The following is a 25785-nucleotide window of genomic DNA, read 5'->3' on the forward strand; positions in this document are numbered from 1 at the left end:
GCGATGCGCAGTGTTTCCAACCCGTATCGTGGCCAAGGGCTGACCCATCCTGACCTTGCCGATGTCCCTTTTCCCAGTGTCGATGCACAGGCCCCTTTGGCGCTGCTGGCGCGCTGCCCGCATGCCGGGGTCACGCCGCTGAGCGCGGTGCCGTCGCTGGCGGATGCACTGAACGTCGCGGAGGTGCTGATCAAGGATGAACGCACCCGTATGGGGCTGGGCAGCTTCAAAGCGCTGGGTGCGGCCTATGTCATTGCCTGTGACGCTGAAAAAGGTACAGCGCGCGGCCAGACCTATGTCACCGCAAGTGCCGGGAACCACGGCTTGTCCGTCGCGGCGGGCGCGGCGGCCTTTGGCGCGCGCGCAGTGATCTACCTTGCCGCCACCGTACCCGAAAGCTTTGCCGACCGCCTGCGCGACATCGGGGCCGAAGTTGTGCGTGCCGGGCAGGATTACGAGGCCAGCATGCACGCCGCCATGAAGGGCGCCGAAGAAACCGGTGCGGTGCTGCTGTCGGACAGTTCATGGGCCGGGTACACGACGCGCCCGCACCGTCTGATGGAAGGCTATCTGGCCCTCATGGCCGAAGTATTCGATCAGATCGACACGCCGCCAACCCATCTGTTCCTTCAGGCGGGGGTGGGTGGCCTCGCCGGGGCCGCGGCGGCCATTGCGCGCCAGACATGGGGTGATGCGACCCGCATGATCGTGGTCGAACCCGAGGCCGCACCCTGCCTGATCGCCAGTATTGAGGCGGGCGCGCCCGTAGAAACGACTGGGCCTGCGTCAGCGATGGGACGGCTTGATTGCAAGGTCGCCTCGCTGATCGCGCTTAAAGGGCTTACGCGGGATGCGGACGATTTCATGACCATTTCCGAGGCGGAAGGGGACAGCGGTGCCGCCCTTGCCGCCGCGCACGGGTTTGCCAGCACGCCATCCGGGGCAGCAGGTATCGCGGGGGTAGCGGCGGCTGCGGGTACACTGGGCCTCGACGCACAATCGCGCGTCCTCGTCATTCTGTCCGAAATGGCCGAAGGGTGAGCGGCTTTCCTGCCTCCGAGTTCGAGGCCCGCGTCGCGCGCGCCCAAGGACTGATGGAAGCCGCAAACCTCGACGCCCTCTTGCTGACGACCGAGCCAGAGGTGCGCTATTTCACCGGTTACCTAACGCGGTTCTGGGAAAGCCCGACGCGGCCATGGTTTGTCATTGTGCCCGTCACGAGTGCGCCCATCGCGGTGATCCCCTCCATTGGCGCGCCATTGATGGGCCAGACTTGGGTGCAGGACATCCGCACATGGCGCAGCCCGGATTATGAAGATGACGGAGTGTCGTTGGTGGCCGACGCCTTGCGCGCGGTGGTGCCAAAGAGTGGCCGCATCGGTGTGCCATCGGGGCTGGAAACGCACCTGCGCCTGCCGCTCAACAGTTGGTACGCTTTACAGGCCGCGATGGACGACCGAAAGTTCAGCGATGATGCCGACATCATGCGCCGCCTGCGCCTTATCAAGTCCGACGCCGAGGTCGACAAGATCGCTACCGCCTGCGCCATTGCCGATGCCGCCTTTGCCCGCGTGCCCGAGATCGCGCAAGTTGGCACGCCATTGTCACAGGTCTTTCGCGCCTTTCAGGGCCTGTGCCTGCAGGAAGGGGCCGACTGGGTGTCCTACCTTGCCGGCGGCGCGGGGCCGGGCGGCTATGGCGACATCATTGCGCCTGCGACAGACACACCGCTGGCCAAGGGTGATGTGCTGATGCTGGACACGGGCGTCGTGCGCGACGGCTACTTCAGCGACTTCGATCGCAACTGGTCGCTGGGCCCTGCCGCGCCAGAGACGGCAAGCGCCTATGCCCGCCTGATCGAGGCGAGCGACACCACCTTTGCCGATGCGCGCCCGGGCGTAACGGCGGCGGACCTGTTTCACGTCATGGACGGCGTGCTGACCGGGGGCGCGGGTGGATCGGATGCCGGGCGCTACGGGCACGGGTTGGGGATGCAACTGACCGAATGGCCCTCGCTGATCCCGGATGATCACACTGTTCTGGAACCGGGCATGGTGCTGACGCTGGAACCGGGGCTGAGCCTTGAGACTGGCAAGACGCTGGTGCACGAGGAAAACATCGTGATCACAGACAGCGGTGCACGCTATCTGTCGACGCCTGCGCCGCGCGACATCCCGGTCATTCCGGCATGACACAGACCTACACGAAACGCATCGAAACGCGGGCCAGGCTGGGTCTGATCGCCCTGCAGGCTGACCGCACGATCGAGGATGACTTCCGCCGCCTGATGCCGTGCAATGTCAGCCTGTTGGCGTCCCGCGTGCCGTCCGGGCTTGAGGTCACGCGCGACACGCTGGCCGAGATGGAAGGCGCTTTGACGGGTGCCGCCGCGCTGTTCCCGGTGGGTCACCGGTTTGACGTGGTCGGCTATGGCTGCACGTCGGGCACTGCGCAGATCGGGGCGCCGGTGATCGAAGAGCGCGTAAAGGCAGGCACGCAGGCAGGCGCAGTCAGCGAGCCTGTTTCGGCCCTGATCGCGGCGTGCGGCGCACTTGGCCTCAGCGGCATCGCTATCGTGTCGCCCTATGTCCCGTCCGTTTCGGACAGGTTGCGGGACGTGTTGCGCGCCGCGGGCATTGAAACTCCGAACTTCACCAGCTTTGACGAGGCGAACGAAGAGGCAGTCACGCAGATCGACGATGCCTCTGTCATGGCCGCGGCCCGCGCGGTCATGGACGGCGCGGATGTGCAAGGGCTGTTCCTGTCCTGCACCAATCTGCGCACGCTTGATGTCATCGCCGCATTGCAGGACGAATTGGGCGTGCCTGTGCTGTCCTCGAACCTTGTTCTGGCGTGGCACATGCTGCGGCTTGCCGGGCGCGATGTGGCCCACCCGCGCGATCTGCTGTGAAATCCCGAAATTTGGGGGTCGGCCTTGCACGTCGCGGCACGGCGGTGTTTCCCTGTGCGGGTCCGTGACGAATTGGAAGTGAATAGATGAAACTGGGATGCATCGGCGACGATTTTACCGGATCAAGCGATCTGGCCAACACGCTGGCCAAGGGCGGGATGCGCGCGACGCAATATACCGGTGTGCCGGACGGGCCTGCCGATCCGTCGGTCGAGGCAGGTGTGGTCGCGCTCAAATCCCGCTCGATCCCGGTGGCCGATGCCGTTGCCCGCTCGCTTGAGGCGCTGGACTGGCTGAAGGCCCAAGGATGCACGCAGTTCTTCTTCAAATACTGTTCCACCTTTGATTCCACGCCCGAGGGCAACATTGGCCCTGTGGCCGATGCGCTTGCCGACGCGCTTGATGCGCAAAAGGTGATCGTCTGCCCGGCCTTTCCGGGCACGGGTCGGTCGGTGTTTCAGGGCCATCTGTTCGTGAATGACGTGCTGCTGAGCGAGTCGGGCATGCAGAACCACCCGCTGACCCCGATGACGGATCCCGATCTGCGCCGCTGGCTTGCACAGCAAACCCGGCACAGCGTGGGCCATGTCGGCCCGCGCGCGGTTTTTGGCGGGGCCACCTCCATTGCGGCGGAGCTGAGTGCGCAACAAGAGGCCGGGCATCGCCTGATCGTCGTGGATGCGATCCGGGACGACGATCTGCGCGCCATCGGGGCGGCGGCAAAAGACCTGCCTCTGATCACCGGCGGATCCGGCGTCGCACTTGGACTGCCTGCAAATTTTGGCTGCTCGGCGGGTGCGGTGCCATGGTCGGGGCAGGGGGGCAAGGCGGTCGCCCTGTCAGGCTCCTGTTCGACGGCAACGCGCGCGCAGGTCGCCTATCACGCGGCGCACCACCCTGCGCGCGAGATCGTGGCAGGCGATGTGATCGAAGGACGGCTTGATGCGGATATGCTGGCGGCGTGGCTGCTGGAACAGGACGGTATTCCGCTCGCCTACAGTTCTGCGGACCCCGCGCAGGTGAAAGCAATTCAGGCGACATACGGGCGCGAACGGTCCGCGGACACGCTGGAGGCTTTTTTGCCGAGGTCGCCCGCAAGCTGCGCGCAGGTGGCGCGACGCGGATCATCACGGCGGGAGGCGAAACCTCAGGCGCGATAGTCGAGGGGTTGGACCTTGATACGCTCGACATCGGGCCAGAGATTGACCCCGGCGTGCCTGCGCTGCGCGCAGGGCCTGATCTGGTTGTGGCGCTCAAATCGGGGAACTTCGGGGCCGAGGATTTCTTTGAAAAAGCCGATCGGGTGTTGGAGGGATGAGTACTGAGACCGCCTTGCGCGAACAGATATGCCTGCTGGCCAAGTCCCTGTTCGAGCGGGGACTCACCCATGGCAGCACGGGCAACATCTCGGCGCGTCTAGAGGATGGCGGGCTGCTGGTCTCGCCCACGGGCATCAGTTTCGGGCGGCTTGACCCTGCGCGGCTCAGCCGGTTTGACGCACAGGGCGCGCATATCGATGGGGACGCGCCGACCAAGGAAATGCCGCTCCACAGCGCATTCTATGACACGCGCAGCAGTGCGGGTGCGGTGGTGCATTTGCATTCGTGTCATTCGGTGGCGCTGTCGATGCTGCCGGGTGCGGATGCGGATAATTTTCTGCCACCGCTCACCCCTTACGGGATCATGAAACTGGGCAAGGTGGCTCTGCTGCCGTTTTTCCTGCCGGGTGATCCGGCGATGGGGCAGGCGGTGCGCGGGCTGGCGGGCAAACGATCCGCGGTGATGCTGGCCAATCACGGCCCCGTCGTGGCCGGCAAGGACGTCGAGGCGGCGTGCAACGCCATCGAAGAACTCGAAGACACGGCGCGTCTGGCGCTGATAACGCGGGGCATGTCAGCTCAAAGGCTGACAGATGCGCAGGTGCAGGCCGTCGTGACCAAATTCGACGTGGAGTGGGACGACTAGCCTGCGTTGAGGATCAGATCAGATGCCTTTTCCCCGATCATGATCGCGGGTGCATTGGTGTTGCCACTCACGATCTCGGGCATGATGGAACAGTCGGCCACGCGCAGCCCGTCAATGCCGCGCACGCGCAGATGATCGTCCACCACCGCCATCTTGTCGCTCCCCATCTTGCAGGTGCCTGTCGGGTGATAGATCGAGGCGGTGTTGTTGCGCGCCCAATCCAGCGTCTTGTCGTAATCGTCCATCGGCAGGTCCGCATGAGGGCGATATTCCTGCGAGATTTTCGAGGTCAACGGCGCATGGCGCGCGATACGCCGGGCAATATTGACGCCTTCGACGATGGTGCGGCAGTCGGTTTCAGTGCTCAGATAGTTCGGGATGATCTTGGGGTAGGTGCGGCCATCGGAACTGGCCAGACGAATCTCTCCCTTTGATTCGGGGCGCAACTGGCACACAGACATGGTGAAGGCTGAAAACGGATCGGCCCCCTTGCCGGGGTTCTCGGCCGACAGGGGCTGCACATGGAACTGGATGTCCGGGGTTTCCATATCATCGCGGGTCTTCATGAAACCGGTCGCAAGGCTTGCAGCCATGGTCATCGGCCCTGCACGGAACATCAGGTATTTGAGGCCAATCTTGGCCTGTCCGAACAGCGTGGACACTTCGTCATTCAGGGTTGGTTCGTTGCACTTGTAAACCAGACGGGCCTGCAGATGGTCCTGCATGTTCTTACCCACGCCGGGCAGGTCGGCAATCACCTCAATGCCGTGTTCGGCCAGTTGCTCGGCCTCGCCGACACCCGACAGCATCAACAATTGGGGTGAATTGATGGCCCCGCCGGACAGGACCACCTCGCGCCGCGCGGTGATCGTGTGGGACACGCCGCCCTTGTCGCGGTAGGTGACGCCAGTGGCGCGCTTGTCGGTGATGTTGACCTTTTGCACATGGGCGTGGGTCACGATCGAGAGGTTGTCGCGGCCTTTGACCGGGTTGAGGAAAGCAACGGCAGACGAGCAGCGCCGCCCGTTGCGTGCCGTCAGTTGGAAAAAGCCGACGCCTTCCTGATCCGACCCGTTGTAATCAGGGTTGAATTTGTACCCGGCGGCCTGCGCGGCGGCGACCCATGCATCGGTGATGGGGCGCTGGATGCGCATGTTGGACACCGACAGGTTGCCCTGATCGCCGTGAAATTCGTCCGCCCCGCGCTCGTTCTTTTCTGACCGTTTGAACAGCGGCAGCACATCATCCCAGGCCCAACCGCGGTTGCCCATCTGCGCCCAGCGGTCGTAATCCTGTGGCTGTCCGCGGACGTAAAGCAATCCGTTCAACGAGGACGATCCGCCCAGAACCTTGCCGCGCGGCCATTCGATCGAGCGTCCGTTCAGGCCCGGATCGGGTTCGGTCTTGTAACACCAGTCGACATTGGGGTTGTGAATGGTTTTAAAGTAACCAACCGGAATATGGATCCACGGATTGAGGTCGCGCCCCCCTGCTTCGAGCAGGACAACCTTGACGGAAGGGTCAGCGCTCAGACGGTTGGCCAGCACGCAACCGGCAGAACCGGCCCCGACAATGATGTAGTCAGCTTCCACAATTGCACCCTCCCGTACAAACTTTCCAAAAAAAGACTATGCAGAATGCTTCGCGTAGGCTAGCCTTTTATGAGATAAAACGTCTCAATAATATGCATCAGGGAGGATAGCATGGGAATTAGTGACAAAATCAACGGCATTTCCCGCCGCGATTTGTTCAAAGTGGCTGGCCGTTACGGCATGAGCTCGACGCTCTTGGCTGCGGGTGGTTTCGGGGGGGCGATGAGCCTTGCCAACCTGGCGGCTGCTGCCGAATCCACATACGAAAAGCGCTTTGCCAAAGAGCCAAAGTTCATGCTGAAGTTCGGCGCTGCGGGCTTCAACGCACGCAACCTGCTGATCGAACGTGCTGGCGCTCTGGAATTTGCCCGCGATCTGGAAAGCCGCACAGACGGTGAAATTCGCGTTGAATTCATTGGAGATAACCAGATCTGTGGCCAGGTGTCCTGTGTTGAAAAAGCACAGCAAGGCATCGTCGACATCTATGCGGCGTCCACTCAGAACTCTGCCGGTGGCGCACCGTACCTGAACGTTCTGGACTATGCGTACATGTTCCGTAACCGTGCGGACCAGTATCACTTCCTCTATTCGCCTGCGTCTCAGGCGCTGCTGCGCGAACCTTATGAGCGTCGCCACGGCCTGAAATTCCTGTTCAGCCACGCTGAACTGCGCGGCATCCAGCTGGGTCTGGCATGGCAGGAAAAGGACACGGTGACATCTGTCGAGCAGTTGTTCGGCACGAAAAACCGCGTCACGGGCACACAGCTTGGCCGAATCGCCATGACCGCCCTGAACCTGAACCCGGTTCCGGTCGCTTGGGAAGAAACCCTTGATGGTCTGAAGCAGGGCCTGATCGATGGTGCGGAAACATGGGCCTCGGCCGTGGCATATGCCAACATGTCCCCCGTTGTGTCCCAGTCGGTGCACCTGAACTTCTTCTGCGGCACAGAGCACACGGCGATGAACGCGTCGGTCTTTGACAGCCTTGGTGGCGAGTTGCAGGACGAAGTGATGGAATCGGCATACTGGGCCCAAACCCACGTGCAGGCCGCCAACGAAGTGGCACTGATCAACACGGTCGGCATGTCCGATCCGATGATGCCAAACTCGATCTTTGCGCAAAACAACGTGCGCAACGCGTTCCTGTCGGACGCAGAGATCAAGAAGGCCGAGGAAATGTGTTCGCCCGAGTACCAGCCCGCACTGTGGGAAGAATGGCGCGAGCGTATCAACGGCTGGCAGGGTGGCGCAGACACCTATCAGGAAATCTACGACGAGGTTCGCAAGATTCCGGGCGACACACTGCCCGAGAACGTCGAGCCCCGCCGCTGGTGGAAAGCCTGATCTTGGCGTGAGTGATCAAAGCCGATCCCGTAGAGTGCGGGGTCGGCTTATTTATTTGTCAAAGAGCGCAAAAATGCGCCTAGAGTGACAAAGACAGAAAACAGAGGGAGGGGATCGGCATGTCAATCTTGGCCGACATGTCCACCATCGTCACATCGACGTTGGCGGGCGACATCAATTTTAAAGTCGTACAAGCTTACAGATCGCCCGGTGCTTGGTTCGTGTTCGGACCGATCACGATCATCGGCGCTATCCTCGTGACCTATATCTACAAGGCCTCACCCTGGCTGGACCGCAATTTCGAGCGGATCATCGCGGTGACGGCCTATATCATCATTGCGGTGATCATCTTTGCCGGGGTGATCCAGCGCTTTGTTTTTTCCTCGCAGGTGCCGTGGTCAACCACGATCCCGCCCCTCATTTTCATGATCATGTCGTGGTACGGATGTTCCTATAACGTCAAACTGCGCACGCATCTGAGCTTTTCCGAATTCCGCTCGAACATGAGCCCCAAGGCGCAGTATATGTGCCTGGTGATGGACAACGTCCTCTGGTTCATCTTCTGCATCATCTGCGTGACCACCATGGCGCGCATCACCGTTAACACATACGACAACTTTGCCATCGTTCTCGGGACCGACGGCGTCATGCGGTGGTGGTTCATTGTGACCATGCCGGTCTGCTTTGTTCTCATGGCGGGCCGCGTGCTAAGCAACGCGATCATCGACCTCGGTCGCTACCGCAACAATGAAACGCTGATTGAACAAGCGGTTATCGGAGGGCAGGGCTGATGGCCGATGGAACGTGGATTACGCTGATCTCGCTGGCCGTAACGGTCCTCTTCATGCTCGGCACGCCTGTGCTGCTGGTGATCTTTTACTGGTCGATCCTGTGCAGCCTTGTGATTGGCCTGCCGCTGGACAACACGGGCAACGAATTGCTGAACGTGTTCAAGGACGGGTTTGCCCTGCTGGCCATGCCGCTGTTCATTCTGACGGGGGATTTGATCAACAAATCAGGCATCGCGAAACGATTGTCGGATTTCGCCTATTCCTGTCTGGGGTGGCTGCGCGGCGGTCTGGCCATGGCGGCCATCGGCGCGTGCGGCCTGTTTGCGGCCATCTCGGGTTCGAACTCGGCCACAACGGCCACCATCGGCTCGATGCTGCATCCCGAAATGACCAAGGGTGGATATGACGAACGCTTTTCCGCAGCCACGGCGGCGGCGGGCGGTACAGTCGGGATCATCATCCCGCCCTCGATCATCTTCATTGTCTATGGCTTCCTGATGAACCTGCCGATCTCGGATCTGTTCATCGCCGGGATCATCCCCGGAGCGTTGATGGTTCTGGCCATGATGGGCGTCTGCTTTGTCGTGTCGGTCATGAACAAGTGGGGTGTGCTGATCGCGCTGTCGCCCTTCCGGGTGCTCAAGACGGCACTGGGCGCGTGGCTGGGTTTCTTCGCCATCGGTCTGGTGCTCTGGGGTATCTACACGGGCAAATTCTCGCCGACCGAAGCGGCGGGTGTGACCGTGGGCTTTGGCATCATCGCCGGTGTTCTCAGCTATCCGATCAACAAGATGATGAAGGTCGACCAGAACGCGCCGATCGACGAAAAACCGGTGACCTCAATGCTGACGGTCGAAGGGTTCCGCCTGTGGGACGTGCCTTCGGTGGTCGAACGCTCCGCGCAGATCGCAGGCATCCTGACGCCTCTGATCGCGGTGTCGGTCGTAATGCAGCAGGTGCTGGGCACGCTGGGGGCCGCCGAGGTCATTGGCGATCTGTTGCGCAGCATGGGCGGATACTACCCCATCCTGTTCACAGCGATGGCAATGGTGTTCGTGGCGGGTATGATCCTTGAAAGTCTGCCGGTCACAATCATCATGGCTCCGATTCTGGCGCCGATTGCCGCTTCTGTGGGCGTTGATCCGGTCCATTTCGCGGTTATCTTCCTTGTCGGGGCCTCGATTGGTTTCATCACGCCGCCATATGGCCTTAACCTTTACGTGGCGTCCGGTGTGACAGGCGTTCCATATTTCCGGCTTCTGCGGTACTCCACATTGTACCTCGGGTCGCTGCTGGTGGTCTGGATATGCGTCGCGCTGATACCTGACCTTGCGTTGTTCCTGTTACCGAATAGATAAAAGTGAGCCATGCCTGACGATCATCGCCCTGCCAAAGACACTCAGATCCCCACCAATCTACGGCTGCTGATGGTGATGGAGGAAGTGGCCCGACGCGGGGTGCCGGTCAAGCCGGTGGATCTGATCGACGCCCTTGGGCTGCCCAAGCCCACCGTGCACCGCCTGCTGCAAACAGCCGAAGCCGAAGGGTTTTTGCAGCGCGATCTGGACGGGCGAAGCTATGGGCCGGGGCCGCGTTTGCGGGCCCTGGCCGTCTCCACGATGACCTCTGAACATCTGCGCACGGCGCGCCTTGCTATCCTGCGCGGCGTTGCCGACCAGATCGGTGAGACCTGCAACCTTGCCACACCGGACCGCGAGGGGATGACCTATCTTGACCGGGTCGAAACCGAATGGCCGCTGCGCATCCAGTTGCCCATCGGCACGCAGGTGCCGTTCCACTGCACGGCCAGCGGCAAGATGTACCTGTCGACCCTGCGCCCGCACATCCTGCGGTCATTGCTGGCCGCACGGCCCCTCGAAAAACGCACCGAGCGGACGCTGACCGACAGCGACAAGATCAAGGCTGAATTGGAGCTGACCCGTCAGCGCGGCTACAGCACCGATGACGAGGAGTTCATGGACGGCATGACTGCGCTGGCCGTGCCGGTGCTGGACAATCAGGGCAAGCTGCTTGCCACTCTGTCCGCCCATGCCCCCATGCAGCGCCGCCGCCTGTCTGAACTGATGTCCTATCTGCCGGCCCTGCGCAAAGGCGCGGATGATCTCAGGGCCCTGCACGCCGGTTAGGCGCGCCTACAATCCATGAAACTGATGCTTTTCCAGCAGCGCGACCAGCATATCGCGTGACGCACTGCGGTGGGCATGGTGCGTGTCATGCGCCTTTTTCGGGTCGCGCTCGGCAATCGCCTGATAGACAGTGCGGTGATCCGCGTTCGACTTTAACGGCTTGGGGCGGATGAACAGGGTCGTGGCCCGCGCCCGGCGCACCTGATCGCGCATCACCGACACGACCATAGCCAGCCTCGCATTGCCCCCCAGCCGCACCAGTTCGCGGTGAAACCGGTCGTCGGCCTCGGCCCAGGCGCGCAGATCGTCGGCGTCAAGGGCGGCGTCCATATCCCGGATCGCCGCCGCGAGCGTCGCAAGATCGGCTTTGGAATAGCCCGCTTGCGCGGCGCGTTCTGCCGCCAGACTCTCCAGCTCCGTCAGGATGTCGTAGATGTCGCGCATGTCCTGCGCCGACACAGGCAGCACGCGAATGCCGCGCCGGGGGCGCACCTCGACCAACCCCTGGGCCTGCAACATCAGCGCCGCCTCTCGCACCGGTGTGCGCGACATGCCCAGTTGCGCGGCCAGTTCGGTTTCCAGATGATCCGACCCCGGCGTCAGCGTGCCGGAAAAGATCATCTGGCGCAGCGCAGACAGGGCCCGATCCACATTCGACACAGCGCCCATTATCCACCTCCGTCCACGGCCAGCTTTTGCCCGGCCTCTGCCGAAGCATAAATCGCGTCCTTGAGACCCAGAACCGTGAGGTAGTCCTGTCCTGTATTCTCCAGGCTGCCACGCCCTTGCATCGCCGCGATCACGTGGGATTGAAGCGCATGTACGCAATCCCCGCCAAAGCCACGCGACATATCTTTGGGGTAAACGGTGATTTCGTCACGCTGGCCAAAGGCCCGCCGGGTCACCGACCCGTCGCCATATAAGGTCAGTGTCCCGCCCGTCCCCTCGATCCACGCCTCGCCCATGGTGCGGCGCAGGTTGTCCGCGACGTGATCAAGATGCCGGTTGCCGTCAAACAGCGCCCGCACGCCGCTCGCATGATCAAAGATCACGTGGCCCGCATCCTCGCCCGCAATGGCCGGGTTGAGGCGGCGCAGGTCGGCATAGACATGGGTGACCTGGCCAAACAGAAAGCGAAACGTATCGACCCAGTGCACAGCCGTTTCATGGATCAGAAAACGGGACATGGTCTGAAAATAGGGCTGGCGGTCCAGATAGGCGCGCGGGCCTTGCCCGTCACCGGGGCGCAGCCGAAAGGTGGCGTTCTGAACCTCGCCGATGCTGCCTTGGCCCAGTTCTGCCTTGATGGCGCGGTACCAGGGCTGAAAGCGAAAATTCTCGTGCACGATCAGATGCGCGCCTGCGGTTTGGGCCTCTGCCACGATGGCGCGCGCCTCATCCAGATCGCTGCAGAACGGCTTTTGACAGATGATCCATTTTATCCCTGCTGCAAGGGCCGTGCGGATCGTTTCGGCATGGGCGGGGGTGGCACGATTATGTCGAGCAGGTCGGGCTGTGCCGTATCCAGCATCACGCTCAGATCACCGAAAGCAGGCGCACCGGTGGCTTCGGCCCGCGCCAGTTCCATGTCGCAGGCCCCGACCACCTCGACCCCTGCGATCCGCGCCCATGCGTCGTAATGGAACTGGCTGAAGTATCCCGCACCGATGCATGCCACCCGGATGGTCATGACAGCGCCTCTTTCACGGCCATTGCAACGTCGGCCGTGCCCGCAGTGCCACCCAGATCGCGCGTCAAAACGCGGCGCTCGGCCACCACGCGGTCCACCGCGTCGCGCAGGCGCGCGCCATCGGCGGTCATCGCGTCCACCCCGTTCCGCGCGCCCAGCCAGTCCAGCATCATCGCTGCCGACAGGATCATTGCCATCGGGTTGGCCACCCCTTGGCCCGCGATATCGGGTGCCGATCCATGACAGGGCTGGAACACCGCATGATCATGCCCGATATCAGCCGAAGGGGCGAGGCCAAGGCCGCCCATCAGCCCAGCCCCCAGATCGGACAGGATGTCGCCGAACATGTTCTCGGTGACCATCACGTCGAACGTCCATGGTCGCTCCACCATCCACAGGGCCGTAGCATCGACATAGGCATGGTCTGCGGCGATGTCGGGGTGACGCGCGGCCTCGGCATCAAACATCTCGCGAAAGAACGCGAACGCGCGGAACACGTTGGCCTTGTCCACACAGGTGACCTTGCCCGGCCCGCGCCCTGCGGCCTTGCGCGATGCGGCCAGATCAAAGGCGAACTTGAACAGCGGTTCAGAAATGGCGCGGGTGATGCGCAGGGTCTCGCGCGCCTCGTCCGCTTCGACCTCGCCGCGCCCTTGGGTGTAAAATAGCCCTTCGGTGCTTTCGCGGATCAGGACGAAATCGACAGGCTTGTCGGTGGCCAGTGGGGTGGGTTGTCCGGGGCGGATGGTGACGGGCCGCACCCCTGCAAACAGGGTCAGTGCCTTGCGCAGATCGATCTGCGGCGAAATTTCGGTGCCGTCGGGGTAACGTACATCCGGCAGCCCCATGGCCGACAGCAGGATCGCATCTGCGCCGCGCGCGGTCGCCATGGACGCGGCGGGGAAACTGTCGCCGGTCTGTTGGTAATGGGCCGCACCGGCAGGCGCGTCTTTGAAGGAAAAGTCGTATCCACCTTCTACCGCAAGGCCGCGCAGCAGATCGAGAGTCGGCGCCATGATCTCGGGGCCGATCCCGTCCCCTTCAAAGATTGCAATTTCAAACGTGGTTTTCATGGTGCGCGGCTCCTTTGACCGTAAGATAAGTCAAAGCGACTCGCTATCGGTATGCATTTGTGTATACGTTAATGCATGCGTTTGTAAATTCCCTGATCGGATGAATTCGATCAGGCCACATCAGAAAGGGCAGCACATGCCATATGCAGTCACCGTCGTGTTCGACATCAAAGAGGGCAAGATGGAAGAGTTCATGGAGCATATCCTCAACAACGCGCGTTGTTCGGTGCGCGATGAACCGGGCTGTCGCCAGTTCGATGTGTGCACGGACCCGGATGTGCCCAACACTGTGTTTCTGTATGAACTCTACGACGATCTGGCCGCGTTCGAGGCGCACCAGACCATGCCGCATTACAAGGCCACCGGCCCCAAGGTCGCGGATCTCGTGGCCAACAAGACCCTGCGCACGTATGCGCGTGTAGACAGATGAGCGTCTGGGAAATCTATGCCATCAAATACGGCGACCGGGGCGGGCGCACGCGGGCGGACAGCTTTATCTTTGATGACAACCACGACGCTCCCCATGCGATCGATTATTACATGTGGCTGATCAAAGGGCCGGGGCGGGTGATCCTTGTCGATACCGGGTATGATGATGAAGAGGCCACGTCGCGGGACCGCCCGATCCGGCTTGACCCTGTCGAGGCGCTCAAACCCTTCGATCTGGCCCCCGAGGACATCACCGAAATCGTCGTGACCCACCTGCACTACGATCACGCAGGCGGGCTGCATCTGTTCCCCAATGCCAAGCTGCACATGCAGGCGGCCGAAATGGCCTACGCGACCGGGCCCTGCATGTGCCACGATACGCTGCGGATGCCATTCACGGCGGGCCATGTGTGCGAGGCGGTCAAACGGCTTTATTCCGGGCAGGTCATTTTCCATGATGGCGACGCTGAAATCGCTGACGGCATCACGCTGCATTGCATCGGTGGGCACTCTCGTGGCCTGCAGGCCGTGCGGGTGCGCACAGATGCGGGCTGGATGGTGCTGGCCTCTGATGCGTCGCACTTTTACGAAAATTTCATGGCGCGCAAACCCTTTCCAATCGTGGTGGACCTGCAGGACCTGCTTGACGGGTTTGATACGCTTTATCGTCTGGCCAGTGCGCCGAAACTGATTGTGCCCGGGCACGACCCGCTGGTGCGGAGCTATTTCCCCCACGCCATGGCCGATCACATCCACAGGCTGGATCAGGGTCCGCTGCGCGACATCACGCTGTAACAAACCACGCCCCGACGACGCCGAAATGCTTCAGACCAGCGCAATCCGGCCTATTCTTTGACACATCCCCCGGTTTTTTTCACGGGACGGAGAGACAGTTGAAACGGGAATTGTTCCTGTCTGCATTCGACACTAGGTGTTGGACAATGTAGAATTTCCGCACTGCAGCATGACCAAGAGAGGGCATATCATGACACGCACCGCCATCATCACCGGATCGACCAGCGGCATTGGCCTTGGCATCGCCGAAGCCTTTGCCGCCGAAGGGTACAACATCATGATCAACGGGTTTGGCGACGCGGACGAGATCGAAGAGACGCGCGCCCGCCTCGAAGAGATGGGCGAAGGCGAGGTCGGCTATCACGGTGCGGACATGACCAAACCGGGCGAGATCGAACACCTTGTCAAGCAGACCGAAGCGCGGTTTGGCGCAGTCGATATCGTCGTGAACAATGCAGGCATCCAGTTCGTCGGCCCGGTCGAAGAGTTTCCCGTCGAAAAGTGGGACGCGATCATCGCGATCAACATGTCCTCGGCCTTTCACACCATCCGCGCCGCTCTGCCGGGCATGAAAGAGCGCGGGTTCGGACGCATCATCAACATCGCGTCCGCCCACGGCCTTGTCGCTTCGCCCTTCAAATCGGCCTATGTGACGGCCAAGCATGGCATCGTCGGGCTGACCAAGACCGTCGCGCTTGAAGCCGCCGAACATGGCGTGACCGTCAACGCGGTCTGCCCGGGCTACGTGCTGACCCCGCTGGTCGAAGGGCAAGTGGCCGACACCGCCAAGGCGCGCGGCATCACCGAGGAAGAGGTCAAGAACGACGTGATGCTCAAGGCCCAGCCCACCAAGGAATTCGTCACTGTCGAACAGCTCGGCGCCTTGTGCGTGTTCCTCACAACCGAGGCCGCCGCGTCGATGACCGGCACTGCCCTGCCCGTCGATGGCGGCTGGGTCGCGCAGTAGACGTCACCGAAAAAGCCCAGCATCGCACCCCAAACCGGAGCAAGTCTGATGTCCAAGGAAAACGGCCGCGCCAAACGCCACGAGAAATCGATCAACCTTGCCCTGCAAGGGGTGGGTCGCACGGGGCGTTCACCTGGGGTGTACTGGATCGCATGTTCGAAGAAGACAAGCTGTGGATCGAAGCGATCAGCGGCACCTCGGCCGGGGCGATGAACGCGGTGGTGGCCACGCAGGGCATGTACGACAACGGGGCGGCAGGTGCGCGTGTCGCACTTGAGGAGTTCTGGCGCGCCGTCAGCGTCGCAGGTCAGGGCAGCCCGATCAAACGCTCGCCTCTGGATGTGCTGTTCGGGTCGTGGTCGCTGGACACGTCGCCCGGGTACATCATGATGGATATGATGAGCCGCATGGCCTCGCCCTACGATCTCAATCCGCTGGGCATCAATCCGCTGCGCGATCTGGTCGAGGATTTCGTGGATTTCGACAAGGTGGCGAACTGCCAGGACATGGGGCTCTATATCTCTGCCACGAATGTCGAAACGGGCCGTGCGCGGGTCTTTCACCGCCACGAAGTGTCACTGGACGTGGTCATGGCCTCGGCCTGCCTGCCATCCATGTTCAAGGCCGTCGAGATTGACGGCGTGCCCTATTGGGATGGCGGGTATATGGGCAATCCGGTGCTGTTTCCCTTCATCGATCACTCGCCCTCGTCTGACATCGTGATCGTACAGATCAACCCGCTGTTGCGCCCCGGCACGCCGAAACAGGCGCGCGATATTCAGAACCGCCTGAACGAGATCACGTTCAACGGCTCACTCTTGCGGGATTTACGCACCATCGACCTGATCCACCGTCTGATCGAGGATGGCGCGCTGTCCAACAACGAATACCGCACCATGAACATGCACATGATCGATGGGTGCAACGACATGCTGGAACTGGATGCGTCCTCCAAGGTGAATTCGGAATGGGCGTTTCTGGTGCACCTGCGCGATCTGGGCCGGGAACATGCAGACCGGTGGCTGAACGCCAATTTTGACAAGATCGAAGTGGAAAGCACGCTTGATCTGCGTGCGCTATTTGACGACGTGACAGCCGCCCACGGGGCCAACGTTGTCGAGCTGAAATCCAGAAAGGATTGAACAAATGACAATTCGAACGGCAACTCTCGGGCTCGCAATCGCGGCGCTCGCCACCTCCGCCTTTGCCTTTGACCTGGGCGGTCTGAAGACGCGGGTTCTTTATGGTCTCGAAGGGCCAAGCCAGGCACGCGACATCTCGAACACCGTGCTGGGCAACACCGCGCTGGGCGAGGAAGGCATCGCAAGCCTTGCCGGGCGCAACCTGCGCACACGCTTCTGGACCATCCGCGATCAGGGCATCGTGCCGATCCACGATCACGCCAACCGGCCCGCCGTGTTCACCATTCTGACGGGCGAGATTTATGAATACACCTCGACCAGCGATGAACGCATCCTGCATGAGGCTGGTGGATTGGCGCTGGAAGAAGGCGAGTTGGCCCATTGGTGGCTAAACGAAGGGGACGAGACGGTTCATCTGATCGCTTTTGACGTGTTCGAGCCGCGCAACAGCGATGACACCGTCGCACCAGTGCCTGCGGGGATCGACGTCAAGACCCCCGATGACCAAGGTGTCGAGCACGAGCTTTTGGGCGTTGTCAGCCTGTCGAACCACTTTTCGGATGGCACGGGCGCAGGCTGGGTCCTGTCCACATACCGCGCCACATTGCAGCCGGGCGGATCGCTAGCCAGCTTTGTCAATGTCGGTGAGCCGCTGCAAAGTTTCGTCTGGGAAGGTGAGGTCACTGAGCATGGGGTCAAAGGCCCGATCAAGCTGGCCACCCATGACGGATCGACCGTTGCAGGTGGCGCGCAGGCCTGGTGGGAAAACACCGGCGACACCCCCGCGGTGATGTATTTCGGCGTGATCGAACCCGAGGCCGCGGTTGAGGGCGTGCCGCGTACCGCGCCGCTGGCCCATGGCAGCCACGAAGGCTAAGCGCATGTCCACCGCCGCCCAGATGACCGGGATGGCCCCGGAACTGGCCCAAAAGGCACCCGAGGATCGCCGCATGGTGATCCGCCGATCCGGCATGATCGCGCTGATCGCGTTCCTGACGCTGATTGATCTGTTCGGTTCGCAAGCCCTCTTGCCGACGCTGGTGCAGACCTACGGGGTCACCCCGGCGGCCATGGGCTTTGCCGTCAACGCCTCGACCATCGGCATGGCGCTGGCCTCGTTGATCGTCGCCGTGTTCGCGCGCAAGATTGACCGCAAACGCGGCATCTGGATGTGTCTGGCGATGCTCAGCGTCCCGACGATGCTGCTGGCGCAACAACCGGACCTGACCACCTTCACCCTGCTGCGCGTGGCCCAAGGCGTGTTCATGTCAGCCGCCTTCACCCTCACACTGACCTATCTGAGTGAAGAATGCTCAATGACGGCAGTGGCCGGGGCGATGGCGGCCTATATCACCGGCAACGTGGCCTCGAACCTCTTCGGGCGGTTACTGGCATCCGGGTTGGCAGACAATCTGGGGCTGGCAGAGAGCTTTTACGGCTTTGCCGCTCTCAACCTTGCCGGCGCGCTCGTCGCCTACCTCTATATCGGCAGCACGTCTGGACACCGCCGGATCGAAGGCGAGGTCGGCTCGGTGATTGACGCATGGCGCGATCACCTGACCAACACCAAGCTGATCGCCATGATCGCCATCGGATTTGTGCTGTTGTTCGTCTTCGTCGCCACCTTCACCTATGCGAATTTCATCCTGAGCGAAGCCCCGTTCGGCCTGCCGCAGATGTATATCGGATTTGTCTATTTCGTCTTCGTACCTGCGATCCTTACTACACCCATGGCCGCAGCCTCCGTGCGGCGGTTCGGTGCGCGCGCCAGTTTTCATGGCGCGATCCTTGTGTCTCTTGTTGGCCTCGGCCTGCTGATGACCCCGGTGCTGGCGCTGTTTCTGCTGGGGCTCGCCATGGTCGGGGCGGGTCTGTTTTTCGCGCAATCCGTGGCCACGGGCTATGTGGGGCGCACGGCGACCCATGATCATGCAGCAGCCAATGGGCTGTATCTGGCCAGCTATTACCTTGGTGGGATCGCAGGGGCTTTTGTGATCGGGCGGGTGTTCGAGGCGCAGGGGTGGTCGGTGTCGGTGCTGGTGTTGCTGGCGCTGGTTGTGCTGGCGGGGGTGCTGTCGCTGAAAATGACGCGGTAAGCCGTGCCAGCGTCGAGCCGCGGGGTGGCGCAAGTCCGGCTTGTGCAAAGCGTTTTATGTCAACTCTGTTATCGCGTCGCCTGATCGAAGAGCCGGCGGTGACATAGCGCCGCCCCGGGGGGCGGGTCGGCGCTGGCACGGCGGGCTGACGCCCTTGATTCCGTGCCGGGCCGCCGCTGGCCCTGTGTCAGGCTTACTCCACCATATGACAGGCCACACGTGCCCCGCGCACCTCGCGCAATTCTGGCCGCTGTTCGCGGCAGACGCGCTCTGCCAACGGACAGCGCGGGTTATAGGCGCAACCGGGCGGCGGGTTGATCGGGTCTGGGATTTCGCCGGTGGGCGGTGTGACTTCGCGCCCGAACCCATCCAGCTTGGGGGCGGCGGCCAGCAGCATCTGGGTATAGGGATGCTTGGGGTCATCAAACAGATCGTCCGGCGTCGCTTCCTCCACCAGCCGCCCAAGATAGAGCACACCAATGCGGTCGGCCATGTGTTGCACCACGGTCAGATCGTGGCTGATGAACAGATACGTGAGGCCGAACTGATCCTTGAGATCGCTCATCAGGTTCAGCACCTGCGCCTGCACGGACACGTCCAACGCCGAGGTCGGCTCGTCACAGACGATCAGCTTCGGCTCGGAGGCAAGCGCGCGGGCGATGCAGATGCGCTGGCGCTGACCGCCGGAAAACTCGTGGGGAAACTTGCCCGCATCCCGCGCGCTCAGACCCACTTGTTCCAGCAGACGTTCGGCCAGACCGGTTGTGTCGCCACCCCGCGCGGCCACCGGTTCAACGATGATGTCGCGTACCCGCCAGCGCGGATTGAGCGAGGCAAACGGGTCCTGAAAGATCATCTGAATGTCAGCGCGCACAGCGTCGATCTTGGCCGCGTCGGTTTCGCGTGCAAGGTCCGTGCCGCGAATTTCGACGGCCCCTTCGGAGGGGCCCAGCAGCCCGACCAGCATCTTGCCGATGGTCGATTTGCCGGAGCCAGATTCGCCGACCAGCGCATAAACGGTCTTTTCCTCGATATTGAAGCTGACGTCGGAAACGGCGGTCAGCAGGGCGCGGGGTTTGCGTTCGATCAGGCGATTGAGCCACGGCTTTGACACATCGAAAATACGGGTGAGGTGGCGGATGCTGACAAGGGCCATCAGGCGACCTCGACCCGGTCAATGGGGTAAAAGCAGGCCGCGCGGCCCTGTCCGTCCTCGATGCGGGGGGCCGGGTCGACTGTGCAGGCATCCTGCGCACGCGGACAGCGGGGGTGAAAGGCGCAGCCAGTCGGCAGCGCATCCAGCCGGGGCATCGCACCGGGGATCTGGTGCAGCCGCGCCTTCCCGCGCGAGGCCAGCGGGGTCGAGCCCATCAGGCCATCAGTATAGGGGTGCAACGGTGCGCTCAGCACTTCGCGCACGGGACCAAGTTCGGCCAGCTTGCCCGCATACATCACCGCCACGCGGTCGGCGGCCTCGGCAATCACGCCCATGTCGTGGGTGATCAGCATGACCGCAGTGCCGCGTTCGCGACACAGCCGTTTGAGCAGGGCGATGATCTGCGCCTGCACCGACACATCCAGCGCCGTGGTCGGCTCATCGGCGATGATCAGGCTTGGTTCGGCACAAAGGGCAAGTGCGATGACAACACGCTGGCGCATACCGCCGGAAAATTCGTGGGGATAGCTGTCAACGCGCTCGCTTGCGCCCGGAATGCCCACTTCGTCCAGCGCCGCGATGGCCCGCTTGCGCGCCTCTGATTGCGAGATATCAAGATGGGCGAGCATCGTCTCGGTCAGTTGGTCGCCGATCTTCAACAGCGGGTTGAGCGAGGTTAACGGATCCTGAAACACCATCCCGATCTGTTTGCCGCGCAGACGGCGCATGGCGTCGCCCTTGAGGTGGTCGATGCGTGTGCCGTTCAGGTGGATTTCGCCGTCAGAGATATGGGCGGGCGGGTTCAGCAGGCCAATGACAGCATTGCCCGCCATGGATTTGCCCGCACCGCTTTCGCCCACAACGCCCAGAATTTCACCGGCAGCGATGTCGTAAGACACCCCGCTGACCGGGCGCAGCGTGCCATGACGTGTGGGGATGTCGACAGTCAGGTTGCGGATGGAGAGTATTGGGGTGGTCACGGCGATCCACTGTGTTGCGAAGTCTTTTTATGAGAACTTCGGCACGCATTGGCAAGCAGCATGACTCGACCACCCACCAGCAGCGGGTGGTCTGAACACGAATGAGGCGCCGTGGGACGTTACGGTGCGCGCGTGATCAGCTTTGGTTCGGACCGCGCAGGCGCCTGATCGAGCCGCGCACGGCCTGCCAGGCCTCGGCCTCGCCGGTCTTTTGCTCCTTCAGCGCGGCATTCGCCCGTTGGGCGGCCTCGGCCTCGGCCTTGTCACCATGGGCTGCATAGAGCGCGTTTGCGTAACTTGCGATTTTCGTAGCTTCCATTCTTGCCTCCTGTTTTTCAAACGAGTGGGCGCGTGAGTGTCGCGCCGGCAATGTGGACTTTCGACACTACAGGAATTGGTGTTTTGGCGCAAATGCGGGGCGCGATTCTTTGCTCGCCCGAGGACGCGCGTGACTTCAAGGGTGGAAAACGTGCCCGTGCTACTTGCTCAATTCGGCTTTAATTCGAGGAATGAGCCGGGCTTGCATGGCCTGAAATTCCGGCCCCAGACTGGTCAGTGTCTGCTGCATGAACGGCGTCATTTTCGACATGGCCGAAGCGCCGACAGGCGAGGAATAAAAGGCGGTCAGGGCCTCGATTTCTTCGAGCGTAAAGCTTTGTGCCATGCCTTCGACCATCGCGGTAGTGATCGAGGGTTTCATACTCTGCAACTCCTCCGACACGATGCCCGCGACGGTTTTCTGCTGCGCAAGCGTCAATTGCCCGCCCATCAGACCCATCTGCGCCATCACCCCTGCCGGAGAGAACATGTCATTCAGCAGCTTTTGCTGGACCGGCGTTTCGACATAGGCCTTTGCCGCCTCAAGCCGGGATTGGTCCTGCGCATAGGCCGATGTCGACAGTGCGAGGACACAGAGGAGGACGAGTTTTTTCATGTGGGTTCCTATCTGAGCCGTGGGTTCAGCGCGTCGCGCAGCCAGTCCCCGAGCAGGTTCACCGACAGGGCCAACACCAACAGCGTCACGGCCGGGAACAGCAAAATCCACCACTCGCCCGAGAAGAGGAAACCCTGACCGATGCGGATGAGGGTGCCCAGCGATGGCTGAGTGGGCGGTGCGCCAACGCCCAGAAAAGACAAAGTCGCCTCGGCAATGATCGCCAGCGCCAGTGAAATCGTCGCGATCACCAGCACCGGGCTCAGCACGTTGGGTAGGATATGGCGCACCATGATCGCAGGCCCCGTGCGCCCGATCAGCTTGGCGGCGGCGACGTATTCCTTGTTCTTTTCGACCAGCGTGGCGCCGCGCACCACACGGGCAAACTGGACCCAGTCCGAAAGGCCGATGGCGATGATCAGCACCCAGATCGCCATCTGGTCGCGGTATTCAACAGGGGTGATCCCCTTGGCCACGCCAAAGATCAGCATCGCGACCAGAATGGCCGGAAAGGTCAGTTGCACGTCCGCCACCCGCATGATGATCGTTTCCGTCCAGCCGCCCACATAGCCTGCAAGCAGGCCCAGCGTGATGCCCAGCACCATGGCAAAGGCCACGGCCGCCGCACCAACAAAAAGCGATATGCGCATGCCGTAAAGGATGGTGGAAAACACATCCCGCCCCTGATCGTCTGTACCCAGCCAGAAGGTGTCGCCGGTGAACGCATTGGGCGTCATCGGTGCGGAAAACCCGTTCATAAGGTTGAGCGAGCCCGGATCAAACGGGTTATGGGGCGCGATCAGCGGGGCAAAAAGGGCGCTCAGAACCAGCAGCGTGACAAGGCCAAAGCTGACGACAGCGACGGGTGAGCGTTTGAACTGGTAGATGAAGTCCGACTGCAACGCGAGTGACAGGCGCGAGGGGTCCTTGACCGCGATGGGTGCGTCGGGGGGAAGGGGGTGTCAACCATGCTCAATGCCCTCCGGTCCGGTCCACGCGCAGGCGCGGATCAATTGCAAAATAGAGCAGATCGACAATCAGGTTGATCCCCACAAACATGACCGAGATCAGCATCAGATACGCGGCCATGACCGGAATATCGACAAACTGGATCGCGTTGATGAAGAGCAGACCGACACCGGGCCACTGAAACACCGTCTCGGTAATAATGGCAAAGGCGATGATCGAGCCAAGCTGCAACCCTGTCACCGTGATCACGGGGACCAGGGTGTTCTTGAGGGCATGGCGGAAATTCACCGCCCGTTCGCGCAATCCCCGCGCGCGGGCAAAGCGGATATAGTCCTGCCGCAACACTTCAAGCATCTCGGAACGCACAAGGCGCATGATCAGCGTCATCTGGTAAAGGCCAAGGGTGATTGACGGCAATATCAAGGCCTTGAGACCGGATTCCGTCAGGAACCCGGTGGACCAGCCGCCAATGTTAACGGTCTCCCCGTCCGAAACTGGGCAGCCAGCCCAGTTCGACCGAGAACAGATAGATCAGCAAAATCCCGATCAGAAAGGTGGGCAGCGACACCCCGATCAGCGACACGGACATGATCACATTGGCCCCCAGCCCGTTGCGCCGGATGGCCGTGAACACGCCCAGACCAATCCCGATCGAGATGGCGAGAAACCCGCTGACAGCGGCCAGTTCGAGGGTCGCAGGCGCGCGCTCCAGCAGAATTTCGGACACTGCGCGCCCCTGCCGGTAAGAGACGCCAAAGTTGCCTTGCGCGGCGTTGCTTAGAAACTTGTAGTACTGCACCACAAAAGGCTGATCGAGGCCAAGCACCTCACGCAGCCGCTCGATATCGGCCTGCGTGCGTTCCTGGCCCAGCATGTTGTCGATAGGATCGCCCACAAAGCGGAACATCGAAAACGCCACAAGACCCACGACCAGAAGGACAAGGGCGGATTGGGCGATGCGTTGGATGATGTAGGCGAGCATGGGCCAAGCAGATAGCGGTCGCGCGCGACGGTCAAGTGGAAAGCGGTGTCCGACGCGTTTGGCTGGCTCCTCACCGTTACAAAATCGGTGCAACGGACTCAAAACGGGCTCAATTAAAGGCGCACGAAGAGGGATAAACGCCCGCAAAACAGGGGATTTGGGCACTGCACAGTCTGTGCTCCGCCGATGCACCGCGTGAGGAATGAACGCAGCGTACGCCGCGGTTTGTTGACAGCCGGATAATGGCGGCCATGCGGACTTTGCCTTAATTGGCTGTCCTGCTCAAAAATGGCGGCTTTGAGAAAATCGGCGCATCGGCTAAGCTCTATCTTTCTTATTGATCGGAGAGCGTTGTGTTGGAAATCGATGAGCAAGTCGAGAGTATTGAACGGCTCAGAGAGTTGCTGCCGACCGAAGGATTTACCAACACCTTTCTAAAGGTAAGTGATCGGCTGAATGATACTGCGCGGAGATTTATCGAACTTGCGCCACTCATAATCGTTGCAACCAAAGCGTCCGAAGGTCTGATTGATGTTTCCCCCAAAGGTGACCCTGCCGGGTTCGTAGAAGTCTACGACGATAGGACGCTCATTATTCCAGACAGGCTCGGAAACCACCGTGTTGACGGCTTTCAAAATCTATTGGAAGACCCGAACATCGCTATTCTCTTCGTTGTGCCGGGTCACGGCGATACGCTGCGGGTCGCTGGCACGGCTCGCGTTGTTCGAGATGCCGCGATCAGCAAGCGGCATGCGATCAACGGAAAGGAACCTCTGCTCGCCCTTGTGATAGAAGTCGAGGAAGCCTTCATGCACTGTTCGAAGTCTTTCATCCGGTCTCGGCTGTGGCACCCTGATCACTGGCCCGAACGGAAGTCGGCGCCAACACTTGCTGAATGGGTGATATCAACAGTTGATAGAGAGCAGACGCTGAAAGAGGTCGAAGACGATCATACGGCAGATGAAGGTACTCGACTCTACTGAAGTGCCAGAAAGCCGTTATTTTTACGCAATGCAGCAGCAGGCACTTTCGGCTCAAACCCGACATCCGACAAGTCCATACGGGAAATCCACCGCAAACGGAGCCGATGGCGACTATGCGGGACTTTGCTGCCGTTAGTTGCAACTGCTATGGATGTTCCAAATGGTCTGAAACTGAAGTCGCAACTAGTCTAATTGGTATCGTCGATGGAAATTGCAGGGAGAGTTGGCGAGCCGTGGGATGCGTTGTTCATCTTCCACTTTCTGTCGTCGCATGGTGACCAACTTGTTGCTGAGAATTTGCAAGAGTTGATTCTGCGAAAAACGAGCGATGGCCTGAACTACAGCACACCCATAGCCGCTGGAAAGCGAGACGGGCCATTTCGCGTCTTGGGTCGTCTTCTTAAGCGAAACGAATGCATCGATCTCCTATCCGCTTGGAACCAACCCGACGGTGAATTGGCCTTTCTGTGCTATACGCCCAACCACGGTATCGCGACTGTGAGAGATGGCAGATTGGATTGGTGGGCTCTAATTTGCTTTCAGTGCTCAAACGCCGGAGTTGCAGGGCCACTAGCACTATCTGAAGCTTCCGCGCCTAGCCGATTATTGGTCCCTGAGACGGAGTTGCAAAAGCATTTGATTGACCTGCTACCTGAACGTCCGTTCCCAATTCGAATGTAGCTTTGGGCTCAAAGCGGCCGTTCGCTGTGATGGCGCGGTGCCTGAGGTCTTCTCGCCACGCCAATTGTCGCGACCAGACACCGCCCGCGTCATTGAAGATGGCAGAGCTTCACATCCACACTTTCCTAAGAACCGGTTAATCCGCCTCTGCACCCCTT

General features: G+C 61.2%; 25 protein-coding genes and 2 pseudogenes. 16 read left to right on the forward strand and 11 right to left on the reverse strand.

Annotated features, from left to right (window positions below; all coding sequences use genetic code 11):
* Window positions 1–3 precede the first annotated feature (3 nt).
* The 5 genes and pseudogenes from ACERZ8_RS10920 to otnC all read left to right on the forward strand — a co-directional run bounded on the left by ACERZ8_RS10920 (window position 4) and on the right by otnC (window position 4876).
* Window positions 4–1041 carry a pyridoxal-phosphate dependent enzyme gene (locus tag ACERZ8_RS10920; protein ID WP_407592222.1) on the forward strand — a complete coding sequence of 346 codons (1038 nt, stop codon included), beginning with the start codon at window positions 4–6 and terminating at the stop codon, window positions 1039–1041.
* On the forward strand, window positions 1038–2192 hold the full coding sequence (locus ACERZ8_RS10925; RefSeq protein WP_407592223.1) for a M24 family metallopeptidase: 1155 nt from the start codon (window positions 1038–1040) through the stop codon (window positions 2190–2192). Before ACERZ8_RS10920 ends, ACERZ8_RS10925 begins: the two co-directional genes overlap by 4 nt.
* A complete protein-coding gene (locus ACERZ8_RS10930; RefSeq protein WP_407592224.1) occupies window positions 2189–2911 on the forward strand; it encodes a maleate cis-trans isomerase family protein in 723 nt (240 codons plus the stop codon). Before ACERZ8_RS10925 ends, ACERZ8_RS10930 begins: the two co-directional genes overlap by 4 nt.
* Window positions 2912–2997: 86 nt before the next feature.
* A pseudogene (gene otnK / locus ACERZ8_RS10935) lies at window positions 2998–4229 on the forward strand (3-oxo-tetronate kinase).
* Window positions 4226–4876, forward strand: coding sequence for a 3-oxo-tetronate 4-phosphate decarboxylase (otnC, locus tag ACERZ8_RS10940; RefSeq protein WP_407592225.1), 651 nt, complete (start codon window positions 4226–4228; stop codon window positions 4874–4876). The pseudogene otnK and the gene otnC overlap by 4 nt, the downstream one beginning before the upstream one ends.
* Here the strand turns inward: otnC and ACERZ8_RS10945 are convergent.
* A complete protein-coding gene (locus ACERZ8_RS10945) occupies window positions 4873–6468 on the reverse strand; it encodes a GMC family oxidoreductase (protein WP_407592226.1) in 1596 nt (531 codons plus the stop codon). The genes otnC and ACERZ8_RS10945 overlap by 4 nt on opposite strands.
* Before the next feature lie 111 nt (window positions 6469–6579).
* On the opposite strand from ACERZ8_RS10945, the gene ACERZ8_RS10950 reads away from it, so the two are divergent.
* From ACERZ8_RS10950 to ACERZ8_RS10965, 4 genes are all read left to right on the forward strand, one after another.
* Window positions 6580–7812 carry a TRAP transporter substrate-binding protein gene (locus tag ACERZ8_RS10950; protein WP_407592227.1) on the forward strand — a complete coding sequence of 411 codons (1233 nt, stop codon included), beginning with the start codon at window positions 6580–6582 and terminating at the stop codon, window positions 7810–7812.
* Between the two features lie 119 nt (window positions 7813–7931).
* Window positions 7932–8603, forward strand: coding sequence for a TRAP transporter small permease (locus tag ACERZ8_RS10955; RefSeq protein ID WP_407592228.1), 672 nt, complete (start codon window positions 7932–7934; stop codon window positions 8601–8603).
* Window positions 8603–9961 (forward strand): TRAP transporter large permease, encoded by a 1359-nt coding sequence (locus ACERZ8_RS10960; RefSeq protein ID WP_407592229.1) that lies wholly within the window; start codon window positions 8603–8605, stop codon window positions 9959–9961. Before ACERZ8_RS10955 ends, ACERZ8_RS10960 begins: the two co-directional genes overlap by 1 nt.
* A 9-nt stretch (window positions 9962–9970) precedes the next feature.
* Window positions 9971–10750: an IclR family transcriptional regulator gene (locus ACERZ8_RS10965; protein WP_407592230.1), complete on the forward strand. Its 780-nt coding sequence runs from the start codon at window positions 9971–9973 to the stop codon at window positions 10748–10750.
* 6 nt (window positions 10751–10756) lie between these two features.
* On the opposite strand, the gene ACERZ8_RS10970 is transcribed toward ACERZ8_RS10965, so the two are convergent.
* Genes ACERZ8_RS10970 through ACERZ8_RS10985 form a run of 4 tightly spaced genes read right to left on the reverse strand, consistent with a single transcriptional unit; the run spans window position 10757 to window position 13513 of the window.
* Window positions 10757–11419, reverse strand: a complete 663-nt coding sequence (locus ACERZ8_RS10970) for a GntR family transcriptional regulator (protein WP_407592231.1) — start codon at window positions 11417–11419, stop codon at window positions 10757–10759.
* Entirely contained in the window at window positions 11419–12132 is a 714-nt protein-coding gene (locus ACERZ8_RS10975; protein ID WP_407592232.1) for a Gfo/Idh/MocA family protein, read from the reverse strand. Before ACERZ8_RS10975 ends, ACERZ8_RS10970 begins: the two co-directional genes overlap by 1 nt.
* Before the next feature lie 56 nt (window positions 12133–12188).
* On the reverse strand, window positions 12189–12440 hold the full coding sequence (locus tag ACERZ8_RS10980) for a Gfo/Idh/MocA family oxidoreductase (protein WP_407592233.1): 252 nt from the start codon (window positions 12438–12440) through the stop codon (window positions 12189–12191).
* Window positions 12437–13513 (reverse strand): isocitrate/isopropylmalate dehydrogenase family protein, encoded by a 1077-nt coding sequence (locus tag ACERZ8_RS10985; protein ID WP_407592234.1) that lies wholly within the window; start codon window positions 13511–13513, stop codon window positions 12437–12439. Before ACERZ8_RS10985 ends, ACERZ8_RS10980 begins: the two co-directional genes overlap by 4 nt.
* A gap of 136 nt (window positions 13514–13649) precedes the next feature.
* Between ACERZ8_RS10985 and ACERZ8_RS10990 the strand changes: the two genes are divergently transcribed.
* From ACERZ8_RS10990 to ACERZ8_RS11015, 6 genes are all read left to right on the forward strand, one after another.
* The gene (locus tag ACERZ8_RS10990; protein WP_407592235.1) at window positions 13650–13943 is read left to right on the forward strand and encodes a putative quinol monooxygenase; all 294 of its coding nucleotides are present in this window, start codon (window positions 13650–13652) and stop codon (window positions 13941–13943) included.
* Complete coding sequence (locus ACERZ8_RS10995) at window positions 13940–14737, forward strand: N-acyl homoserine lactonase family protein (RefSeq protein ID WP_407592236.1); 798 nt, start codon at window positions 13940–13942, stop codon at window positions 14735–14737. Before ACERZ8_RS10990 ends, ACERZ8_RS10995 begins: the two co-directional genes overlap by 4 nt.
* Before the next feature lie 190 nt (window positions 14738–14927).
* Window positions 14928–15704 (forward strand): 3-hydroxybutyrate dehydrogenase, encoded by a 777-nt coding sequence (locus ACERZ8_RS11000; RefSeq protein ID WP_407592237.1) that lies wholly within the window; start codon window positions 14928–14930, stop codon window positions 15702–15704.
* A gap of 152 nt (window positions 15705–15856) precedes the next feature.
* On the forward strand, window positions 15857–16846 hold the full coding sequence (locus tag ACERZ8_RS11005; RefSeq protein ID WP_407592238.1) for a patatin-like phospholipase family protein: 990 nt from the start codon (window positions 15857–15859) through the stop codon (window positions 16844–16846).
* Window positions 16847–16850: 4 nt separating this feature from the next.
* Window positions 16851–17723 carry a cupin domain-containing protein gene (locus ACERZ8_RS11010; protein ID WP_407592239.1) on the forward strand — a complete coding sequence of 291 codons (873 nt, stop codon included), beginning with the start codon at window positions 16851–16853 and terminating at the stop codon, window positions 17721–17723.
* Window positions 17724–17727: 4 nt separating this feature from the next.
* A complete protein-coding gene (locus ACERZ8_RS11015; RefSeq protein ID WP_407592240.1) occupies window positions 17728–18942 on the forward strand; it encodes an MFS transporter in 1215 nt (404 codons plus the stop codon).
* 193 nt (window positions 18943–19135) lie between these two features.
* On the opposite strand, the gene ACERZ8_RS11020 is transcribed toward ACERZ8_RS11015, so the two are convergent.
* The 6 genes and pseudogenes from ACERZ8_RS11020 to ACERZ8_RS11045 all read right to left on the reverse strand — a co-directional run bounded on the left by ACERZ8_RS11020 (window position 19136) and on the right by ACERZ8_RS11045 (window position 23963).
* A complete protein-coding gene (locus ACERZ8_RS11020; RefSeq protein WP_407592241.1) occupies window positions 19136–20098 on the reverse strand; it encodes an ABC transporter ATP-binding protein in 963 nt (320 codons plus the stop codon).
* The gene (locus ACERZ8_RS11025) at window positions 20098–21078 is read right to left on the reverse strand and encodes an ABC transporter ATP-binding protein (protein WP_407592242.1); all 981 of its coding nucleotides are present in this window, start codon (window positions 21076–21078) and stop codon (window positions 20098–20100) included. Before ACERZ8_RS11025 ends, ACERZ8_RS11020 begins: the two co-directional genes overlap by 1 nt.
* 136 nt (window positions 21079–21214) lie before the next feature.
* On the reverse strand, window positions 21215–21397 hold the full coding sequence (locus ACERZ8_RS11030; RefSeq protein WP_407592243.1) for a hypothetical protein: 183 nt from the start codon (window positions 21395–21397) through the stop codon (window positions 21215–21217).
* Window positions 21398–21556: 159 nt separating this feature from the next.
* Window positions 21557–22012 (reverse strand): DUF2059 domain-containing protein, encoded by a 456-nt coding sequence (locus ACERZ8_RS11035; RefSeq protein WP_407592244.1) that lies wholly within the window; start codon window positions 22010–22012, stop codon window positions 21557–21559.
* Window positions 22013–22020: 8 nt separating this feature from the next.
* Window positions 22021–22914, reverse strand: coding sequence for an ABC transporter permease (locus tag ACERZ8_RS11040; RefSeq protein ID WP_407592245.1), 894 nt, complete (start codon window positions 22912–22914; stop codon window positions 22021–22023).
* A 70-nt stretch (window positions 22915–22984) separates the two neighbouring features.
* Window positions 22985–23963 (reverse strand): annotated as a pseudogene (locus tag ACERZ8_RS11045) (ABC transporter permease).
* A 356-nt stretch (window positions 23964–24319) separates the two neighbouring features.
* Between ACERZ8_RS11045 and ACERZ8_RS11050 the strand changes: the two are divergent.
* On the forward strand, window positions 24320–24946 hold the full coding sequence (locus ACERZ8_RS11050) for an MSMEG_1061 family FMN-dependent PPOX-type flavoprotein (RefSeq protein WP_407592246.1): 627 nt from the start codon (window positions 24320–24322) through the stop codon (window positions 24944–24946).
* Window positions 24947–25785 lie beyond the last annotated feature (839 nt).

This window comes from Tateyamaria armeniaca (assembly GCF_045797845.1).
Classification (GTDB): domain Bacteria; phylum Pseudomonadota; class Alphaproteobacteria; order Rhodobacterales; family Rhodobacteraceae; genus Tateyamaria; species Tateyamaria armeniaca.

What these genes read in the sequence shown, in the direction of transcription:
- ACERZ8_RS10920 (WP_407592222.1), top strand. Translation starts at nt 4, where the DNA reads ATGCGCAGTGTTTCCAACCCGTATCGTGGCCAAGGGCTGACCCATCCT.
- ACERZ8_RS10930 (WP_407592224.1), top strand. Translation starts at nt 2,189, where the DNA reads ATGACACAGACCTACACGAAACGCATCGAAACGCGGGCCAGGCTGGGT.
- otnC (WP_407592225.1), top strand. Translation starts at nt 4,226, where the DNA reads ATGAGTACTGAGACCGCCTTGCGCGAACAGATATGCCTGCTGGCCAAG.
- ACERZ8_RS10950 (WP_407592227.1), top strand. Translation starts at nt 6,580, where the DNA reads ATGGGAATTAGTGACAAAATCAACGGCATTTCCCGCCGCGATTTGTTC.
- ACERZ8_RS10955 (WP_407592228.1), top strand. Translation starts at nt 7,932, where the DNA reads ATGTCAATCTTGGCCGACATGTCCACCATCGTCACATCGACGTTGGCG.
- ACERZ8_RS10960 (WP_407592229.1), top strand. Translation starts at nt 8,603, where the DNA reads ATGGCCGATGGAACGTGGATTACGCTGATCTCGCTGGCCGTAACGGTC.
- ACERZ8_RS10965 (WP_407592230.1), top strand. Translation starts at nt 9,971, where the DNA reads ATGCCTGACGATCATCGCCCTGCCAAAGACACTCAGATCCCCACCAAT.
- ACERZ8_RS10970 (WP_407592231.1), bottom strand. Translation starts at nt 11,419, where the DNA reads ATGGGCGCTGTGTCGAATGTGGATCGGGCCCTGTCTGCGCTGCGCCAG.
- ACERZ8_RS10980 (WP_407592233.1), bottom strand. Translation starts at nt 12,440, where the DNA reads ATGACCATCCGGGTGGCATGCATCGGTGCGGGATACTTCAGCCAGTTC.
- ACERZ8_RS10985 (WP_407592234.1), bottom strand. Translation starts at nt 13,513, where the DNA reads ATGAAAACCACGTTTGAAATTGCAATCTTTGAAGGGGACGGGATCGGC.
- ACERZ8_RS10990 (WP_407592235.1), top strand. Translation starts at nt 13,650, where the DNA reads ATGCCATATGCAGTCACCGTCGTGTTCGACATCAAAGAGGGCAAGATG.
- ACERZ8_RS10995 (WP_407592236.1), top strand. Translation starts at nt 13,940, where the DNA reads ATGAGCGTCTGGGAAATCTATGCCATCAAATACGGCGACCGGGGCGGG.
- ACERZ8_RS11000 (WP_407592237.1), top strand. Translation starts at nt 14,928, where the DNA reads ATGACACGCACCGCCATCATCACCGGATCGACCAGCGGCATTGGCCTT.
- ACERZ8_RS11005 (WP_407592238.1), top strand. Translation starts at nt 15,857, where the DNA reads ATGTTCGAAGAAGACAAGCTGTGGATCGAAGCGATCAGCGGCACCTCG.
- ACERZ8_RS11010 (WP_407592239.1), top strand. Translation starts at nt 16,851, where the DNA reads ATGACAATTCGAACGGCAACTCTCGGGCTCGCAATCGCGGCGCTCGCC.
- ACERZ8_RS11015 (WP_407592240.1), top strand. Translation starts at nt 17,728, where the DNA reads ATGTCCACCGCCGCCCAGATGACCGGGATGGCCCCGGAACTGGCCCAA.
- ACERZ8_RS11020 (WP_407592241.1), bottom strand. Translation starts at nt 20,098, where the DNA reads ATGGCCCTTGTCAGCATCCGCCACCTCACCCGTATTTTCGATGTGTCA.
- ACERZ8_RS11030 (WP_407592243.1), bottom strand. Translation starts at nt 21,397, where the DNA reads ATGGAAGCTACGAAAATCGCAAGTTACGCAAACGCGCTCTATGCAGCC.
- ACERZ8_RS11035 (WP_407592244.1), bottom strand. Translation starts at nt 22,012, where the DNA reads ATGAAAAAACTCGTCCTCCTCTGTGTCCTCGCACTGTCGACATCGGCC.